Here is an 18,202-nt window from a genome sequence, read left to right as displayed (position 1 = left end):
ACCGCTCAGCCCCGGGGCAGCACCCGCAGGGCCTCACCGAGATTGGTGACCTCGGTGGCCCGCATCCCCGGCGGCGGTGTCCCGGAGTCGCGGGGCACAACCGCGTGGGTGAAGCCGAGCCGCTTCGCCTCGGCGAGCCGCCGGTCCACGCCCGTGACCCGGCGCACCTCGCCCGCCAGCCCGACCTCGCCGAGCACCACCACCCCCGGCGGCAGCGCCGCGTCCTTGAACGCGGACGCCACCGCGACGGCAAGGGCCAGGTCCGCGGACGGTTCGGTCAGCCGCATTCCGCCGACCGTCGCCGCGTACACCTCCTTGTCGGAGACCTTGACCCCGCAGCGCCGTTCGAGCACGGCCAGCACCATCGACACCCGCGCCGAGTCCATGCCGCTGACCGCGCGCCGGGGCGAGGGGTTGTGTGACGTCGCGACGAGTGCCTGCACCTCGCCGAGCAGCGGGCGCTTGCCGTCCATGGTGACGGTGACGGCGGTGCCGGGGACGGTGTCGTCGCGGTGGTGCAGGAAGAGCCCGGACGGGTCGCTGACGCATTCGATACCGTCCTCGCGTAGCTCGAAACAGCCCACCTCGTCGGCCGCGCCGAAGCGGTTCTTGACGCCCCGCACCATGCGCAGGGTGGAGTGCTTGTCGCCCTCGAAGTGCAGCACCACGTCCACCAGGTGCTCCAGTGCGCGCGGCCCGGCCACCGCACCGTCCTTGGTGACGTGGCCGATCAGCAGCACCGGGATGCCGCTGGACTTCGCCAGGGAGGTGAGCGCGCTGGTGATGGCGCGGACCTGGGTGACGCCGCCGACCACGCCCTCGACGTCGGCGGCGAGCATCGTCTGCACCGAGTCCACGATCAGGAGCGTCGGGCGGACCTGTTCGACGTGCCCGAACACGGTGGCCAGGTCGGACTCGGCGGCCAGGAAGACCCGCTCGTGCACGGAGTTGGTCCGGTCGGCCCGGAGCCGGACCTGCCCGGCCGACTCCTCGCCGGTGACGTAGAGGGCGCGGTCCTGCGGGTCGCGCTGCGCCCACCGGTGCACGACCTCGAGGAGCAGGGTGGACTTGCCGACGCCCGGCTCGCCCGCGAGCAGCACCACCGAACCGGGGACCAGGCCGCCGCCGAGCACCCGGTCGAGCTCGGACACGCCCGTGGGCTTGGCCCTGGTTGAGGTGCCGTTGATCTGAGAGATCGGGGTCGCCGGGGAGGTCGGCACCATGGACACCCCGCGGGCGGCGGTGGCGCCCGGCCTGCTCGCGACGGCGGCGAGAACGGCCACCTCCTCGATCGAGCCCCACGACCCGCAGTCGGGGCAGCGGCCGACCCATTTGGCCATCGAGTGCTGACAGGACGAGCAGCGAAAGCTCGATTTGGGTTTGGCCACCACCGCAGCCTAGGGGTGGGGTCCGACAGTGCGGCAGGAGCGGCATGGCCGTGGCGCGGCAGGGTGTGTCGTTCGGGCCGAAATACGCTGCGCCGCAACGACGAGAACGGCCCCGACGCTGAGCGTCGGGGCCGTTCTCGTTGAACCGTTGGGACTAGTGTCCGCCGCTGCCGAGGGGCTCGGCATCTGCGTTGCCGGACTTGTCCGACTCGTGGCGCTCGGTCTTCGGCCCCGCATCGACCGGCACCGAGACGACGATGTCGCCCGCGCGCTCGAAGCTGAAGGTGATCGGGACCGTCAGGCCGGGGTAGACGCCCTCGTTGATGTCGTTGAGCACCACCAGGATCAGCTGGGTGGGGTCCTCGGGGTCGTCGAGGACGGTCGCGGCGCGGGTGCCGGCGCCGAGGGATGTCTGCGGCTTGATGATCCGGCCGCCGACCTCGCCCGCGATGGTGACCGAGTCGGCCGCATCGGTGGTGATCTTGGTCAGGCGGTCGGCCTTCTCCTCGTTGTTGTTCACCGCGGTGAACGCGAGAGCGGCCTTTCCGCCGGGCTCGAGGCTGTACTCCTCGCTGTCGGGGTACAGGATGTGCACGTTGCGCAGGGAGATATCACCCTGGTTGGCGTAGTTGCCGTTCACGGCCGCGACCTGGGTTGCGGTCTGGGTGATCTGGCCCGCGCTGCAGGCGGACAGCGAGATCGCCGCGGCTGCGGCCAGGGCAACGGCGGTCGCGACTCGTCGAGTCGGCGCATTCAGGGCTGTCACGGGTTGTCCTCCACGGCGTCGGGTCGTACTCCACTAGGCAGAGTAGTAGTCAGGTCTGCGGACCGGGTCCCGGGGTCGTCCTTCGGGGCTTCGCGGCGGGCTTCGCGGCGCCGAAACCTGAGGCCAGATGGTCGGTTTGGGCCCTGCTGGATGCACGTTCAGGTCCGGCTGTCAACCCCTTCGGTCACCCGTCTGTGCCCCTGACCAGGGCCGTTGGAAGCTGTGCCGCCGGACCCCGTGTTAAACTGTGAAGATCGAAAGGGGCACGGGACAGATGATTTTTAAGGTCGGAGACACCGTCGTATACCCCCACCACGGAGCGGCGCTGATCGAGGCAATCGAAACTCGCACCATCAAGGGTGAACAAAAGGAATATCTCGTTCTCAAGGTCGCTCAGGGCGACCTGACCGTCCGGGTCCCCGCGGATAACGCCGAGTACGTCGGCGTCCGTGATGTTGTCGGGCAGGAAGGCCTGGACAAGGTCTTCCAGGTGCTGCGCGCGCCGCACACCGAGGAGCCGACCAACTGGTCGCGCCGGTACAAGGCCAACCTCGAGAAGCTCGCTTCCGGCGATGTGAACAAGGTTGCCGAGGTCGTCCGCGACCTGTGGCGTCGTGAGCAGGACCGCGGTCTGTCCGCGGGCGAGAAGCGGATGCTCGCCAAGGCACGTCAGATCCTCGTCGGTGAGCTCGCGCTCGCCGAGGGCACCGACGACGCCAAGGCCGAGATCATCCTCGACGAGGTTCTCGCAGCAGCGTCCTGACACATGAACAACGTGACTGACCCGGCCGAAGTGAGCAGCGGAGGCCGGGTCATTGCTTTGGTGCCCGCTGCCGGGCGCGGGGAGCGCCTCGGGGAGGGCATCCCGAAGGCGTTCGTCACGCTGCGCGGTGTCTCCATGCTCCGGCTCGCCGTCGATGGACTGATCGAGTCCGGTGTCGTCGACCGTGTCGTGGTGATCGTGCCCGCGGACCGGATCGACTCGGTGCGCGCGGAACTGCCCGACGGCGTCGACATCGTCGCAGGTGGCGCCGAGCGGACCGACTCGGTGCGCGCGGGGCTCGCCGCCGCGGAGGACGCGGACCTGCTGCTCGTGCACGACGCGGCCCGGGCACTGACCCCGCCGCCCCTGATCGCCCGCGTCGTGGCGGAGCTGCGTGCCGGCCGCGATGCGGTGGTGCCCGCACTGCCGGTCTCCGACACCATCAAGACGGTTGACCTGCTCGGCGCGGTGACCGGTACCCCGGAACGCTCGGAGCTGCGAGCCGTGCAGACGCCGCAGGGATTCACCGCGGATCTGCTGCGCCGCGCCTACGCGGCCGCCGACTCGCTTGCCACCGACGACGCGGGCCTGGTCGAACGGATCGGCGGGCGGGTCAGGACCATCGTCGGGGATCCGCTGGCCTTCAAGATCACCACCCCGCTGGACCTGGCGCTGGCCAGGGCGCTGGCGAACGACGAACCGATCGAGCAGTAGGGAGCCGGGCAACCGTGCGAGTGGGAATCGGCACCGACGTCCATCCGATCGAGGTCGGCAGGCCGTGCTGGATCGCCGGGCTGTTGTTCGCGGACGAGGACGGCTGCGCCGGCCACTCCGACGGCGACGTCGCCGCGCACGCGCTGTGCGACGCGCTGTTGTCGGCGGCGGGACTGGGCGACCTCGGCTCGGTGTTCGGCACCGGCAGGCCGGAATGGGACGGGGCCAGCGGTGCGGTGCTGCTGACCGAGGTGCGCAGGCTGATCGAGGCCGACGGCCTGCGGATCGGTAACGCGGCGGTCCAGGTCATCGGGAATCGTCCCAAGATCGGTCCCCGCCGGGTGGAGGCGCAGGACGTGCTCTCCGAGGTGCTCGGGGCTCCCGTCTCCGTCTCCGCGACGACCACCGACGGTCTCGGGCTCACCGGCCGGGGCGAGGGCATCGCGGCCGTCGCGACCGCGCTGGTACTTGACACCGGTTCGGGCCGGTAAGATCGCACGTCGTGACCCTGCGCCTATTCGACACCGAGACGCGGGCCCTGCGTGACTTCGTTCCGCTGGCCCCCGGACACGCGTCGATCTATCTCTGTGGTGCGACCGTCCAGGGCGAGCCGCACATCGGCCATGTGCGCAGCGGCGTCGCGTTCGACGTGCTGCGGCGCTGGCTGCTCGCGCATGACTACGACGTCGCGTTCATCCGGAACGTCACCGACATCGACGACAAGATCCTGAACAAGGCCGCCGACGCCGGGCGGCCGTGGTGGGAGTGGGCGGCGACCTACGAGCGCGCCTTCGACTGGGCCTACGACCGGCTCGGCGTGCTGCCGCCCTCGGCTGAGCCCCGCGCGACCGGCCACGTCACCCAGATGGTCGACATGATGCAGCGCCTGATCGACGCCGGCCACGCCTACGCCGCCGCCGGCGACGTGTACTTCGACGTGCGCAGCTACGCGCCGTACGGCGCGCTGTCCGGGCACAAGCTCGACGACGTGCACCAGGGCGAGAGCGCGGCCGAGGGCAAGCGGGACCCGCGGGACTTCACGCTGTGGAAGGCAGAGAAGCCGGGGGAGCCGTCCTGGCCGACGCCGTGGGGACGGGGACGTCCGGGCTGGCACCTGGAGTGCTCGGCGATGGCGGAGGCCTACCTGGGTGCGGAGTTCGACATCCACTGCGGCGGGCTGGACCTGGTGTTCCCGCACCACGAGAACGAGATGGCGCAGAGCCGGGCCGCGGGCGACGGGTTCGCCCGGTACTGGCTGCACAACGGCTGGGTCACCATGGGCGGCGAGAAGATGTCGAAGTCGCTCGGCAACGTGCTGTCGGTGCCGAACGTGCTGAAGAAGGTTCGGCCGCAAGAGCTCCGGTACTACCTGGGCGGAGCGCACTACCGCTCCATGCTCGAGTACTCCGATCACGCGCTCGAGGTGGCCGCCGAGTCCTACCGCGGCCTGGAGGCCTTCATCCTCAAGACCCGCGAGCGGGCGGGTGAGATCCCGGTCGGCAAGTGGACCGAGGGGTTCGCGGCCGCGCTCGACGACGACCTTGCGGTGCCGAAGGCGCTGGCCGAGATCCACGGCAGCAAGACCGAGGGGAACAAGGCGCTCGACGCCGGCGACCTGACCGCGGCGTTGGAGATCGCCGGTCAGGTGCGGGCCATGATGGGCATCCTCGGGGTGGACCCGCTCGACCCGCACTGGGCGGCCGATGCCGACGACGGCTCGGCGGCCCACGCGGCGCTCGATGTTCTGGTGCGCGCGAATCTCGATGCGCGCCAGAAGGCAAAGGCGGACAAGGACTGGGCCGCCGCCGATGAGATCCGGGACCGGCTCGCCGCGGCGGGCGTCGAGGTCACCGACACACCGAGCGGGCCCGAGTGGTCCCTCAAGACGAACCACAACGAAGCGGGACTGTAATGGCTGGCAATTCGAGCAGGCGCGGCGCGATCCGCAAGAGCGGCACCAAGAAGGGCCAGGTCGCGGGCTCCGGAGGCAAGGGCAGGCGCAGCCTCGAGGGGCGCGGGGCCACCCCGCCCGCGGTCGAGCGCACCAAGCACCCCGCCGCCAAGCGCGCCAGGGCGGCGGCCCGCGCCGCCGACGCCAGTGGCCGCACCGGTGGCAGCGCGCCGCGCGGCCGCGGCGGCTCGCCGCGCAAGGGCGATGCCGGACCCGAGAACGTGTTGGGCCGTAACCCGGTCGTGGAGTGCCTGCGGGCGGGCGTGCCCGCGACCGCGCTGTACGTCGCGGTCGGCACCGAGAGCGACGAGCGGCTCACCGAGAGCGTGCAGCTGGCGGCCGAGGCGGGCATCTCGATCCTCGAGGTCCCGCGCACGGACCTGGACCGGATGAGCGCCAACGGGTTGCACCAGGGCGTCGCCCTGCAGGTGCCCCCGTACCGGTACGCGCACCCGGACGACCTGATCGCCGAGGCTCGCAAGCACCAGGAGCCCGCGCTGCTGGTGGCGCTCGACAACATCACCGACCCGCGCAACCTGGGCGCCGTGGTGCGTTCGGTGGCGGCGTTCGGCGGCCACGGCGTGGTCATCCCGCAGCGCCGCAGCGCCAGCGTCACCGCGGTCGCGTGGCGCACCAGCGCGGGCGCGGCGGCCCGGCTGCCGATCGCGCAGGCCACCAACCTGACCCGGACGCTGAAGGACTGGGCGGCCAAGGGCGTGCAGATCGTCGGCCTCGATGCCGGGGGCGACACCACCCTCGACGAGTACGACGGCACCGGACCGGTTGTCGTGGTCGTCGGCTCGGAGGGCAAGGGCCTGTCCCGTTTGGTCCGCGAGTCCTGCGACTCCATCCTCAGCATCCCGATGGCGGGTCCGGTCGAGTCGCTCAACGCCTCGGTCGCCGCGGGCGTCGTGCTCGCCGACATCGCCCGGCAGCGCAGGCGATAGGCGGCTCCGCCGCCCGTGAGTGAATTGCACTCCTATGGGGCCGCAATTCACTCACAGTGCCTGACCAGGAGGTTTCCGTGGTCGACCCGACGGTGTGGCGGGAATTCGGCACGCCCCTGGCCCTGCCGACCGGGCGGGGACCGCTCGACGGGATGACCGTCGCGGTCAAGGAGCTGTTCGACGTCGCCGGGTACCCGGCCGGGGCGGGCAACGAGCGGTGGCTCGCCGAAGCCAGACCGGCAAGGTCGACGGCGCCCGCCGTCGCCGCGCTGCTCGAGGCGGGCGCGGCGATCGCCGGGATCGCGCGCAGCGACGAGTTCGCCTACAGCCTGGCGGGCACCAACGCCCACTACGGGACCCCGCCGAATCCGAGCGCGCCGGACCGGATTCCCGGCGGCTCCAGCGCGGGACCCGCCGCGGCGGTCGCGCTCGGCGAGGCCGCCATCGGGCTCGGCACCGACACCGGCGGCTCGATCCGCGTCCCCGCCTCCTATCAGGGGCTGTGCGGGATCCGGCCCACGCACGGCGTCGTCCGCGCCGACGGCGTGCTCCCGTTGGCGCCGACCTTCGACACCGTCGGGTGGCTGACGCGCGACCCGCACACGCTCCTCGCGGTTGGGCAGGTGCTGCTGCCCGCGGCCCCCGAGCGCCGGTTCGCTCGAGCGGTCGTGTCCGATGAGCTCATCGGGCTGGCCTCGCCGCAGGTGCGCGACGCGATCGAGGGCGCGGTGGCACTGTGGCGGGGCGCGGGCGACCTCCCGCGGATCGAGCGGAGCGCCTTCGACGCGAGGGTGCTGCCCGGCTGGGCCGAGGTGTTCCGCACGGTGCAGGGCTGGGAGGCGTGGCGGGCGCACGGCGCGTGGATCTCCCGGCATCGCGACAGCCTCGGCCCGGACGTCGGTTCGCGGTTCGAGACGGCGGCCGGCTACACCGACGCGCAGCGGGACCGCGCCGTCGACCGGATGCGACAGATCCGCGACGACATCGACCGATGGCTCGGCGACGACCTTCTGGTGCTGCCGTCCGCGTCATCGGCGGCGCCGACCCGGGCGGACGCGACGCTCGGCGGCCCGGTGATCGAGGGGACCCGCGCCACCACCCTGGAGCTGACCTGCATCGCGGGCCTGAGCGGCCGATGCGCGGTGAGCGTGCCGCTGCCGACAGCCGACGGCGTTCCCGTCGGGCTGGGCATCCTCGGGCCGCGCGGACGTGACCTGGACCTGCTGCGGCTGGCCCGCGACCTGTCGCGCGCCCTTCAGCCCCGCTGAGACGAGCTGCTCGCGCGCTCGAATCGCACCTGTGCGCCCGGCACCAGCTGCGCGGCCACGCCCAGGTCGGCGTCGACGACCACCGCGATCACCGGATAGCCGCCGGTCACCGGATGGTCCGCCAGGAAAAGCACCGGCTGCCCGCCGCTCGGCACCTGCAGCGAACCCGGCACCATGCCCTCGCTCGCCAGCTCGGAGGTGTCCCGGCGCCGCAGCGGCTCGTCGCCCCTCAGCCGCGCGCCCACCCGGTTGCTGTCCGTCGACACCGTCCACGGCTGGCCGAACAGGGTGTCGACGGCGGCGGTCTCGAACAGTTCCGACCGCGGCCCGAGCCGAACCCGCAGCCGAGCGGGGGAGGGTTTCGCCGGGGGCGGCGGGATGATCTCGTCGGCGGGCCAGTCCGAGCTCAGCTCGCCGACGGCAAGCCGGTCACCGGCCCGCACGGGCTCCGGGCCGAGCCCGGCGAGCGTGTCGGTCGCGCGGCTGCCGAGCGTCGGCGGGGCATCCACCCCACCGCGCACGGCGAGGTAGCAGCGCAGGCCGTCGGTGGCGTTGCCGAGGGCCAGCACGTCGCCGTCGGACAGGTGCACAACGCTGTAGTCCGCGCTCGGGGTGTGGTTGACCGACAACGGGACCCGGGCCCCGGTGACCGCGACGGTCAGGTCGCCGTGTGCCCTGACCGCGAGCCCGCCGAGCGTCACCTCCAGGGTCGCGGCGCCGGGGTCGTTGCCCACCAACCGGTTTGCGCTGTCGTGGGATCCGCGATCGGCGGCCCCCGACGCGCCGACGCCGAGCGCGCCGAATCCGGGCCTGCCACGGTCCTGGACCGTGGTCAGTGCCCCGGTGCGCAACACCTCGAGCCAAGCCACCCAACGATTGTCGCGCATCCGCGGGCCGCGACAGTACGATCGCCCGATGGTCACTGCCGCGCTGTACGGGCTGGGAACCGCGGTCCCCCTGCTCATCGGGGCGGTCGTCGGGCTTCGCTACGACCTGCCCCGCCCACTGCTGGCGGCCCTGATGGCGTTCGGCGCGGGCACCATGGTCGCGGCGGTGTCGACGGAGCTGTTCCAGCCGGCCTTCGAGGCCGAGGGCGTGCTGGTCGCCGGAACCGCCTTGATGGCGGGCGCACTCGTCTACGTGGTGTCCGATCACCTCATCGAGAACAAGCTCGGCCCCGCGGCGCTCGGCTGGGCGCTGATGCTCGGCACGCTGCTCGACGGTATCCCGGAGAACACCGCGCTCGGTGTCTCGCTGAGCGCGGGTGGCGGCCTCGTGCTGCTGGTCGCTGTCGCGGTCGGCAATGTGCCCGAGGCGGTCGCGGGCGCGGCGTCGATGCGCAAGCAGCCGAACTTCAACCGCCGCCGCGCAATTCTGCTGTGGACGGTGACCGCGGTCGTGCTGGTGCTGGTGGTGATCGCCGCGAACGCGGCCGCCGACGCCATCCCGGATCGGCAGATCTCGGTGATCCAGGCGTTCGCGGGCGGCGCGACGATCGCGGTGCTCGCGGATTCGCTGATGCCGGAGGCGTATCGGGAGGGCGGTTGGTGGGTCGGGCTGTCCACCGCGCTCGGTTTCCTCGTCGCGTTCGCGCTCGGCGGCTAGCACCCGACTGCCCGCACTCCCCGTCCGCCGAGTGTGCACCTGCTGGCGCCGCTACTCGGGCGATGCCCCGGCAACTGCACACTCGGCGGGGCCACTCTGCGCCTTGACCTCGACTGCGCTTGAGGTCTTAGCCTGGTAGTCATGGCGCCGACCGACACCACGACCACTCGGCTCGACCGCGGCTGGCGGCAGCTGCTCGGCCCGGACTACCTCGGGCCGATGGTGGTGCTGGCAGGCGGCGTCGCGCTGTACGCGATCAACATCTACCTGACCACCAGCCTGCTCCCGTCCGCCGTCGACGAGATCGGGGGAGCGCGGTTCTACGCGTGGGCCACCACGATTTTCCTTGTCGCCTCGGTGATCTCGGCGGTGCTGGTGAGCCGGCTGCTCGCGGTCGCGGGGCCGCGGGGCGCGTACCTCGCCGCCATCGGGTTGTTCGCGGCGGGCACGGTGGTGTGCGCCGCCGCGCCCGACATGTTCGTGTTGCTGGCGGGCCGTGGCCTGCAGGGCTTCGGCGGCGGGCTGCTCAGCGGGCTGGGCTACGCGCTGATCCGGTCCACGCTGCCGCAGCATCTGTGGGCCCGCGCCTCGGCGCTGGTCTCCGGGATGTGGGGCGTCGGGACGTTCGTTGGTCCCGCGCTGGGTGGGGTGTTCGCCCAGTTCGGGGCCTGGCGGCTGGCGTTCGTCGTGCTCGCGGTGCTGGCGGCGGGCATCGCGGCGATCGTCCCCCGGTACATCACGGGGGAGCGGATCGAGGGGCCCCGGGTCGGCGTCCCCGCCGTGTCGATGCTGCTGCTGTCCGCGGCGGCGCTGCTGGTGAGCGTGGCGGGCATCGCGACGAACGTTGCGCTCACCGCGCTGGGCGTGGTCGCGGGCGTCGCGCTGCTGGTCGCCTTCGTCGCGCACGAGCGCCGCGCGGGCACCAGGGTGCTCCCCGCGGTGACGTTCACCCCCGGCAACACCCTGAAGTGGACTTACGCGACGTTTGGGCTGTTGGCGGTCGCGTCGACCGCCGAGACCTTTGTGCCGCTGTTCGGTCAGCGGCTGGGCGGCCTCGAGCCCTTGGCGGCGGGATTCCTCGGGGCCGCGCTGGCCGTCGGCTGGACCCTGGGCGAGATCTCCAGCGCGGGCGCTTCCCGCAGGTCGACGGTGCGCGCACTGGTCGTCGCGGGCCCCGCCCTGGTGACGATCGGGTTCCTCGTCGCGGCGGCGACGCAGCGGGAGGGTGCGACGGCCTGGGTGATCGGCGTCTGGGTTGCGGCGCTGGTGCTCGGCGGCGCGGGCATCGGCATGGCGTGGCCGCACCTGTCGACCTTCGCGATGGGCGCCGAGGCCGACGAGGTCGAGGGCGGGAAGGCAGCCGCCGCGATCAACACCGTGCAGTTGGTCTCCAACGCGGTGGGGTCGGCGTCGGCGGGCGTCCTGGTCAATCTCGGCGGGACGATGGCGGATTCGGCCAGACTGTTGTTCGGGTTTTTCGCGGCGTTCGCCGCCGCCGGTGTATTGACCGCCTGGCGCAGTACGCGGCCGCGCCCCTGACCCCGCCGAGTGTGCACCTGCCGGCGCATCGGCCGAGTAGGCGCGTCAGCAGGTGCACACTCGGCGACCGCTCAGACCGCGACGAACCGGACCGTGTCCCCTGGTCGGAGCAGCGCGGGCGGCTCGCGGTCGGCGTCCCACATCCGCTCGGTGGTGTGGCCGATCAGCTGCCAGCCGCCCGGCGACTTCCGCGGGTAGACGCCGGAGAACTCGCCCGCCAGCCCGACCGCGCCCGCGGGCACCTCGGTGCGGGGGTCGTCCCGGCGGGGTACCCGCAGCCGGGAATCGCCCCCGACGAGGTACCCGAACCCGGGGGCGAACCCGGCGAAGGCGACGGTCCAATCACCGCCCGTGTGCGCCGCGACGACGCCGTCCGGACCGAGGCCCGTCAGTTCACCGACCGCGGCCAGGTCCGGGCCGTCGTAGTGAACGGGAATCCGTACCAGCGCACCGGTCTCCGCGTAGGTTCCGGACTCCGGACCGGTCTCGCGCAGCCAGCGCGCGATGCGGGCTCGATCGGTGCGACCGGGGTCGAACCGCACCAGGATCGTCCGGGCGGCCGGGACCAGGTCGACGACGCCCGCCGGGCGGTTCGAGTCCAGCGCCCGGTAGTGCGCGAGCACGGTGTCCAGGTCGTCGAACTCGGCGAGCACCCCGCCGTCGCCCGCGTCCAGCAGGCGCATCAGACGAACGGCTCCACGCGCACGCCCGCGTCGTCGAGTCGCGCGCGGATGGCGGCGGCCATCGCGACCGCCGACGGCGAATCCCCGTGCACGCAGACGGATTCGGCAGGCGAGGCCAGAACCGTGCCGTCGACGGCCTCGATCTCCGCGTGCTCGACCATCCGCAGCACCCGCGCGGCGACGGACTCCGGGTCCGAGAGCATCGCGCCTGGCAGTCCGCGGGGCACCAGCTCGCCGGTCGGGGTGTATCCGCGGTCGGCGAATGCCTCTGCCACAGTGCGCAGGCCGGCGGACTCCGCCTCCGCCAGGAAGACCGAACCCGGCAGGCCGAGCACCGGGAGCGTGGGGTCGTACGCGACCACGGCCGCGACGACGGCGCGGGCCTGCTCGCGGTGGTGCACGATCGCGTTGTACAGGGCGCCATGGGGTTTGACGTAGGCGACGGCTGAGCCGACGGTCTGCGCGAGGGCGTCGAGGCCGCCGATCTGATAGATCACGTCCGCGGTCAGGTCCGCGGGGGCGATGTCGATGAACCGCCGCCCGAAACCGGCCAGGTCCCGATAGCCGACCTGCGCGCCGATCCGCACGGTCCGCTGCGCCGCGGACCGGCAGGTGTTCAGCAGTGTGGTCGGATCACCCGCGTGGAACCCGCACGCGACATTCGCGCTGGTCACCAGGGCAAGCATGGCCTCGTCGTCGCCGAGCCGCCAGGCGCCGAAGCTCTCGCCGAGGTCGCTGTTGAGGTCGATGGATGCCACGGCCTTCGATCCTAGTTCGCGGCGTGGACTCAGGCCGGGACCGCGACCCGTCCGGTGCTGCCGCTACGCGACCCGATCGCCCGGCAGGCCAGGTAGATCACGAACGAGATGGTGGTGACGAAACTGGACACCGGCACGCCTGGGGCCAGCGACAGCAGGATGCCGCCGACCGCGGCGATCTCGGCGAACAGGATCGAGAACAGCGTCGTCTTGAGCGGGCTCGAGGTGATCCTGGCCGCGGCGGCCGCGGGGGTGATCAGCAGTGAGAGCACCAGCAGCGCGCCGACGATCTGCACGCCGAGCGCCGCGGCGACGCCGACCAGCACCGCGAACACGATGGACAGCGCCCGGACCGGAACGCCGCGGGCCCGCGCGACGTCCGGATCGGTGCTCGCGAACAGGAGCGGCCGGTACACCACGACCAGCACCGCCAGCACCAGTACCGCGCACACCAGCAGCAGCTGCAGGCCGCTGTTGCCCACCCCGACGATCTGGCCGACCAGCAGCGAGAAGCTGGTGCCGGTGCGTCCCGGATACAGCCACATGAACAGCACCGACAGGCCGAGGCCGAACGAGAGGACCACGCCGATCACCGAGTCCCGTTCGCGCACTTTGGATCCGAGCAGCGCGAACAACACGGCGGCGAACACCGAGCCGACGATGGCGCCGAGTCCGACACTGATCCCGGCCAGCAGCGCGGCGGAGGCACCGGTCAGTGACAGCTCGCTGGTGCCGTGCACCGCGAACGACATCTGCCTGCTGATGATCAGCGGTCCGATCGCACCCGCGAGCAGGCCCAGGATGGCCGCGGCGAGCAGGGCCTGCTGGACGAAGTCGTACTGCAGCAGGTCGATGGTGGCCTGCCAGTCGAACATCTTCGAAAACGTGTCTGCGAGCTTCTCGTTCATTCGTGCGCCTCGTGGTGGATTCCGTCGGCGCCCGTGGAACCGAGCGCGTCGATGGCGTCGCCGGTGCCGACGACGACGAGCCGTCCGCGCACATGCAGCACCTCGACGTCCGTCTGGTACAGCTCGGAGAGCACCTCCGAGGTCATCACCTCGGCGGCCGTCCCGATCCGGAACCGCCCGTCGACCAGGTACAGCACCCGGTCGACCAGCGGCAGGATCGGGTTGATCTCGTGGGTGACGAACAGCACGGCCGTGTCGTGACCGAGCCGGCGCTGATTGATCAGGTCGGAGACCCGATGCTGGTTGGCCAGGTCCAGGCTGAGCAGCGGCTCGTCGCAGAGCAGCACCTTGGGATCGCCGACCAGGGCCTGCGCGACCCGCAGTCGCTGCTGCTCGCCGCCGGACAGCGAGCCGACCGGCGCATCGGCGAAGGCCCGGGCGCCCACCTGGTCGATGGCGGCATCGACGATGATCCGGCGGGAACGGCGGGAGCGGAACCCGGTGCCCCAGCGGTGGCCGTCGACGCCGAGCCCGACCAGGTCGCGCCCGCGCAGCGGCAGGCCCTCGTCCATCGTCTTCTGCTGCGGCACGTATCCGACGTGTGAGTTCCCGGTCCGGGCAGGCGTTCCCGCGATCGTGGCGGTGCCCTCGGACAGGGGGAGCTGGCCGAGCAGGACCTTCAGGAGCGAGGTCTTGCCGGACCCGTTGGGGCCGAGGACCGCGATGAACTCGCCCTGCTCGACGCTCAGGTCCAGTCCGGACCACAGCGTGCGGTCGCCGTAGGCCAGCCGGGCGCCTCTCAGTTCGACGGCGGGTGTTCGGCTGACGCTCGGTGCGTCGGGGGCAGGGTGGGTCACGGGGCCATTCCGGGTCTGGTTGTCACGCGGCTCGTTGCCGGTACGCGTGACCGGTGGATTCTTCTTCGGCGCGCGGTTCTCAGTGGGCGGCGTTCAGGGCCGCAGCGAGCGATTCGGCGGTGCGGGTCTGCCACTGAATGTAGTCGAACCCGTCGGGCAGGGTCTCGGTGACTTCGACGACCGGGATGCCAGCCGATTCGGCGGCTTCACGGATGTTCTGGGTCGCCTTGTCCTGCGTCTGGCTGTTGTAGATCAGGACCTTCACCTTCTTGTCGGCGAGCAGATCCCGCGTCGCGGCGACGGCCGCGGGCGGCGGATCGTTGCCGTCCTCGATGGCCTTCGTGAAGTCCTGCGGCGTCTCGTCCCTGAGGTCGGTCGCCACCAGCAGGTAGTGCGCGATCGGCTCGGTCTGTGCGACCGGCGCCTGCGGATGCCCGGCGGCGATCGAATCGGTGATGGCCGTGACGGCGTGCAGTTGTTCATGGAAGGTCGCTGCGTTGGCGGTGTACGCGGCGGCGTTGGTGGGGTCGATCGCGCCGAGTTCGGCGGCGATCTGCTTGGCGACGGCGTCCACGGTCGGGGTGTCGTACCAGACATGCTCGTTCACGCCGCCGTGGTCGTGGTCGTGGCCGTCGTGCGAGTCGTGCTCAGCGGCAGCGGGTTCCGCGGGGGCGGTCGTGGCGCCTGCCGGGGCGGCAGCGGCCTCGGCCACGTGATCGTGGTCGCCGTGAAGGTCCGAATCGGTGCCGTACAGGGCGAACGCATCGACGGTCCGCTTGCCCGGTGTGCCTGCGAGGACGTCGTCGATGAACTCGTCGTAGCCGCCGCCGTTGTAGACGACCAGGTCGGCATCGGTGATGGCGGCGGCGTCCCTTGGGCTGGCCTCGAACGAGTGCGGGTCGGCGAACGCGTCGTCGATGATCGACGTGACGTCGGCCCGGTCGCCCGCGACGGCCGCGGCCACCGAGCCCCAGACGTCGGTGGAGGCGACGATATTGGCGCGCTGCCCGTTGGCGAGTGGGGTGCCTGCGCCTGCGTCCGGGTCGGACGAGCAGGCGGCGAGGGTCAGTGCCCCAACGAGCGCCAGGCCGGCAATGGTGAACGCCGAGCGGCGCCGGGTCGGGGCGGTGAGCGGCGTCAGATCTCCCTTGGGCATGGCCTAGATACTAATGGAAATCGTTTCCGTTGTACATTGGAGGGGGCGTGCTGACGGTCACTCCCGGCATTGCGTACCGTCCCGTTATGCCCAGGTCCCGTCATCCGCGCCGTCAGGCGACGCTGGCGTCCCTCGCGGCGGAGCTCAAGGTCTCCCGGACGACGGTCTCGAACGCCTACAACCGGCCCGATCAGCTGTCGACCGAACTCCGTGAACGGGTGCTCGAGGCGGCCAAGCGGCGCGGTTACCCCGGCCCGGACCCGGTCGCGCGCTCGCTGCGCACCCGCAAGGCGGGTGCGGTCGGCCTGCTGCTCACCGAGGCGTTGAGCTACTCCTTCCGTGACCCGGCCGCGATGAGTTTCCTGGCCGGTCTGGCCGAGTCCTGTGAGGCGGCGGGGGAGGGACTGTTGCTGATCCCGGCCGGGCCGGGGCGTGACGACGTCCAGTCCGCAGCCGTGGTGCAGCAGGCCGGGGTGGACGGTTTCGTCGTCTACTCCGTGGCCGACGACGACCCGTACCTGGCCGCGGTTCTCGAGCGCCGCCTGCCGATGGTGATCTGCGACCAGCCGCGCGAGATCGAGGGCGCCTCGCTGGTCGGGATCGACGATCGAGGCGCGATGCGCAAGATCGCCGACTATCTGTTGTCGTTGGGGCACAAGGACATCGGCGTGATCTGCATGAGGCTCGGCCGGGACCAGCGGGACGGTGTGGCGGGCTCCGACCGGCTCGATTCACCGAAATTCCACGTCCAGCGCGAACGGATCGCCGGGGTGCGCGACGCCCTTGCCTCCGCCGGGCTGGACCCGCGATCGTTGACCGTGATCGAGCGCGCGGAGCACAGCTCCCGGTCAGGTCACTCGGCGGCCGAGCAGGCGCTCGCGACCAATCCACGGATCACCGCGCTGCTGTGCACCACAGATGTGTTGGCGCTCGGTGCCCTGGACTTTGCGAGGTGGCGCGGCATCGATGTGCCGGGCCAGCTGTCGATCACCGGATTCGACGGCGTCGACGAGGCGCTGCGCGAGGGCCTGACGACGGTCCGTCAGCCCGCGGAGGAAAAGGGCAGGCGGGCGGGGGCGCTGCTCCTGACGCCCTCACATTCCGGTGTGGCCACCGTCGAGATGCTCGACACCGAACTGGTGCGCGGTCACACCGCGGCGCCGCCGCCCGCCTGACCGGCTCGGTACCTGGCGGAGTTCCGCGTGGCCAAAGTCCGGCTACTGCCTGGTCCGAGGTAGTAGCCGACTCCGATGTCGGAGATGTCTGGCTTAGGGGTACCCCCGATGCGGAACCCGCGACGGGCCGGCCGATTACCCCCGGAACACCAGCAGTGGCACGTGTAGCTCGGCGGAGGTGAGTGATCCGTGGTGACCGATGAGCATGGACTGGAGCGGCTCGGCGCCGGTCCGGATCAGCGCGCTCGATCCGCGGGCTATCGCGATCACGTCACCGATCCGTTCGGTGGCTGCGGGGGAGACAGTCGGACCGAACCAGCCGTTGTCGATTGCCTCCGCGCGGGTCAGCACCGCGAACTCGTCACCGAGGCGGTCCCGCCAGGACGCGACGACCTGGTCGGCCGCGCCGTCGTCCGTATAGACGTGGCGGGCCCGGGGCTCGCCGCCGATCAGACGGACGCCCTCTGTCAATTCGGGAGACGTGTCGATGTCGACGGGGGATCGCACCTCGACCATGCCGTGGTCGGCGGTGACGATCAGCGCGCCGTCGCTCGGCAGCCGCTCCGCGAGCTGGCGCGCCATCAGGTCGACCTGCGCCAGCTCCAGGGCCCACGCGGCCGATGCCGGACCCCTGGCATGCCCGGTCAGGTCCAATTCACCGTGATAGGCGTAGACCAGGGATCGGGTACCCAGTCGGAGTGCACTCGCCGACGCGTCGACCAGGTCGCCGAGGGAGAAGCTGGGTCGGAACTCGCCACCGCGCAACGCGGCGCGGGTCAGCCCGGAACCGCCCTGATAGGGCGGGGCCACCCTGGACACGGAGATACCGTCCGCGGCGGCACGCTCGAAAGCGGTCGGTGTCGGCTGAAACTCCTCGGGCACCAATTCCTTGAGCAGGTCCACCCGGGGGCCCTCGCCGTGCAGGCGCCACTTCAACGGATTCATCAACCGGTCCTGCCCGGCCGCGGGGATGAGGTAGCCGACAACTCCGTGCTGTCCGGAGGGCAGTCCGGTGCCCAGCGAGGCGAGGCTGGTCGCGGTCGTGGTGGGGAAGCCCGCGGTCAGGATGGGGCCGAGTCTGGCGGAGAGAAAGGGCGCCGCCTCGGGGTGTGACGCCAACAGCTCGGCGCCTAGTCCGTCGATCAACAGCACACAGACACGCGAGACGCCCGAGAGATCGAGGCCGATCCGATCCGTCTCGCCGGCCACGCCGAGATGAGCGAGCACGGACGGGATGAGGTCGGACAGCGTCGCCTGTCCATAACGGGGTGCGAGGAGCATGACGCCAGGCTATCCGCGCGCTCCGAATGCAGGGGCGCAAGCGAAACCAATTCTCTCCAATGGCGCTGACCAGGCGATTTGACGCTGTGTTCTTGTTCGCGTAACTTTTGTCGAGTCAGAGCGACACGGACACCGACCCGGCCGAGAGGCGCGGGACACGAGGTTGGACGTCAGGCGCCTGGCAATCCCGAAGTTTGTAGCCGGTTTCGATCGGCTGCGCTTCACTGCCTTCTTGGTGTGGCGGGGCCGGTTTTGACCGGGTCTGCTCGATGAGATAGGCTGGAACAGTTGCCCCGGAGCGGCCGAGAACGAGTTTCTTGGTGGTGATGGTGTGTGCGTGTTCTTTGAGAACTCAACAGTGTGCCGATGAATGTCAGTGCCAAATTTTGGTACTCCACACCATTTGGTGTGGGTATTTGCTGGCTCTTTTCCTTCTTCCGTCG

Annotated in this window: 18 protein-coding genes; 9 read left to right on the top strand and 9 right to left on the bottom strand. The window is 71.2% G+C overall.

The features are described 5' to 3' along the window. Positions 1–5: 5 nt before the first annotated feature. Complete coding sequence (gene radA / locus FCG67_RS16735; RefSeq protein WP_097212993.1) at positions 6–1,388, bottom strand: DNA repair protein RadA; 1,383 nt, start codon at positions 1,386–1,388, stop codon at positions 6–8. Between the two features lie 154 nt (positions 1,389–1,542). Beyond that, positions 1,543–2,154, bottom strand: a complete 612-nt coding sequence (locus FCG67_RS16730; protein WP_136910849.1) for a copper chaperone PCu(A)C domain-containing protein — start codon at positions 2,152–2,154, stop codon at positions 1,543–1,545. A gap of 274 nt (positions 2,155–2,428) precedes the next feature. Between FCG67_RS16730 and carD the strand changes: the two genes are divergently transcribed. The 6 genes from carD to FCG67_RS16700 all read left to right on the top strand — a co-directional run bounded on the left by carD (position 2,429) and on the right by FCG67_RS16700 (position 7,797). Continuing rightward, the gene (gene carD, locus FCG67_RS16725; RefSeq protein ID WP_007528440.1) at positions 2,429–2,917 is read left to right on the top strand and encodes an RNA polymerase-binding transcription factor CarD; all 489 of its coding nucleotides are present in this window, start codon (positions 2,429–2,431) and stop codon (positions 2,915–2,917) included. A 3-nt stretch (positions 2,918–2,920) separates the two neighbouring features. Further along, positions 2,921–3,631: a 2-C-methyl-D-erythritol 4-phosphate cytidylyltransferase gene (ispD, locus tag FCG67_RS16720; protein WP_136910848.1), complete on the top strand. Its 711-nt coding sequence runs from the start codon at positions 2,921–2,923 to the stop codon at positions 3,629–3,631. Positions 3,632–3,645: 14 nt separating this feature from the next. Continuing rightward, on the top strand, positions 3,646–4,122 hold the full coding sequence (ispF, locus tag FCG67_RS16715; RefSeq protein WP_136910847.1) for a 2-C-methyl-D-erythritol 2,4-cyclodiphosphate synthase: 477 nt from the start codon (positions 3,646–3,648) through the stop codon (positions 4,120–4,122). A gap of 11 nt (positions 4,123–4,133) precedes the next feature. Then, on the top strand, positions 4,134–5,543 hold the full coding sequence (cysS, locus tag FCG67_RS16710; RefSeq protein WP_136910846.1) for a cysteine--tRNA ligase: 1,410 nt from the start codon (positions 4,134–4,136) through the stop codon (positions 5,541–5,543). After that, positions 5,543–6,529 (top strand): 23S rRNA (guanosine(2251)-2'-O)-methyltransferase RlmB, encoded by a 987-nt coding sequence (gene rlmB, locus FCG67_RS16705; protein ID WP_136910845.1) that lies wholly within the window; start codon positions 5,543–5,545, stop codon positions 6,527–6,529. Before cysS ends, rlmB begins: the two co-directional genes overlap by 1 nt. Positions 6,530–6,606: 77 nt before the next feature. After that, positions 6,607–7,797 carry an amidase gene (locus FCG67_RS16700; protein ID WP_246045116.1) on the top strand — a complete coding sequence of 397 codons (1,191 nt, stop codon included), beginning with the start codon at positions 6,607–6,609 and terminating at the stop codon, positions 7,795–7,797. Here FCG67_RS16700 and FCG67_RS16695 read toward each other — a convergent pair. Then, a complete protein-coding gene (locus FCG67_RS16695) occupies positions 7,785–8,666 on the bottom strand; it encodes a 5-oxoprolinase subunit C family protein (RefSeq protein ID WP_211243240.1) in 882 nt (293 codons plus the stop codon). The two genes, FCG67_RS16700 and FCG67_RS16695, sit on opposite strands and share 13 nt — an antisense overlap. 46 nt (positions 8,667–8,712) lie before the next feature. Here FCG67_RS16695 and FCG67_RS16690 point away from each other — a divergent pair, with 46 nt between their 5' ends. Both FCG67_RS16690 and FCG67_RS16685 read left to right on the top strand, forming a co-directional pair. Further along, a complete protein-coding gene (locus tag FCG67_RS16690) occupies positions 8,713–9,402 on the top strand; it encodes a ZIP family metal transporter (protein WP_136910843.1) in 690 nt (229 codons plus the stop codon). A 141-nt stretch (positions 9,403–9,543) separates the two neighbouring features. Continuing rightward, entirely contained in the window at positions 9,544–10,941 is a 1,398-nt protein-coding gene (locus FCG67_RS16685) for an MFS transporter (RefSeq protein WP_136910842.1), read from the top strand. Between the two features lie 71 nt (positions 10,942–11,012). Here the strand turns inward: FCG67_RS16685 and FCG67_RS16680 are convergent, their stop codons facing one another. The 5 genes from FCG67_RS16680 to FCG67_RS16660 all read right to left on the bottom strand — a co-directional run bounded on the left by FCG67_RS16680 (position 11,013) and on the right by FCG67_RS16660 (position 15,303). Next, a complete protein-coding gene (locus FCG67_RS16680) occupies positions 11,013–11,624 on the bottom strand; it encodes a 5-oxoprolinase subunit B family protein (protein WP_136910841.1) in 612 nt (203 codons plus the stop codon). Then, positions 11,624–12,382: a LamB/YcsF family protein gene (locus FCG67_RS16675; RefSeq protein ID WP_136910840.1), complete on the bottom strand. Its 759-nt coding sequence runs from the start codon at positions 12,380–12,382 to the stop codon at positions 11,624–11,626. The genes FCG67_RS16680 and FCG67_RS16675 overlap by 1 nt, the downstream gene beginning before the upstream one ends. A 29-nt stretch (positions 12,383–12,411) precedes the next feature. Further along, complete coding sequence (locus tag FCG67_RS16670) at positions 12,412–13,290, bottom strand: metal ABC transporter permease (RefSeq protein ID WP_136910839.1); 879 nt, start codon at positions 13,288–13,290, stop codon at positions 12,412–12,414. After that, entirely contained in the window at positions 13,287–14,147 is an 861-nt protein-coding gene (locus FCG67_RS16665; RefSeq protein WP_136910838.1) for a metal ABC transporter ATP-binding protein, read from the bottom strand. The genes FCG67_RS16670 and FCG67_RS16665 overlap by 4 nt, the downstream gene beginning before the upstream one ends. 79 nt (positions 14,148–14,226) lie before the next feature. Continuing rightward, on the bottom strand, positions 14,227–15,303 hold the full coding sequence (locus tag FCG67_RS16660) for a metal ABC transporter solute-binding protein, Zn/Mn family (protein WP_136910837.1): 1,077 nt from the start codon (positions 15,301–15,303) through the stop codon (positions 14,227–14,229). Between the two features lie 86 nt (positions 15,304–15,389). Here FCG67_RS16660 and FCG67_RS16655 point away from each other — a divergent pair, with 86 nt between their 5' ends. Then, on the top strand, positions 15,390–16,478 hold the full coding sequence (locus FCG67_RS16655) for a LacI family DNA-binding transcriptional regulator (RefSeq protein ID WP_136910836.1): 1,089 nt from the start codon (positions 15,390–15,392) through the stop codon (positions 16,476–16,478). Positions 16,479–16,613: 135 nt separating this feature from the next. Here FCG67_RS16655 and FCG67_RS16650 read toward each other — a convergent pair whose 3' ends face one another. Beyond that, complete coding sequence (locus FCG67_RS16650; RefSeq protein ID WP_211243239.1) at positions 16,614–17,759, bottom strand: alkaline phosphatase family protein; 1,146 nt, start codon at positions 17,757–17,759, stop codon at positions 16,614–16,616. Positions 17,760–18,202 lie beyond the last annotated feature (443 nt).

It is taken from the genome of Rhodococcus oryzae (genome assembly GCF_005049235.1).
Taxonomy (GTDB): Bacteria; Actinomycetota; Actinomycetes; order Mycobacteriales; family Mycobacteriaceae; genus Rhodococcus_G; species Rhodococcus_G oryzae.
The sequence above is the reverse complement of the archived record's forward strand: the minus strand, read 5'-3'. Positions and strand labels throughout refer to the sequence as shown.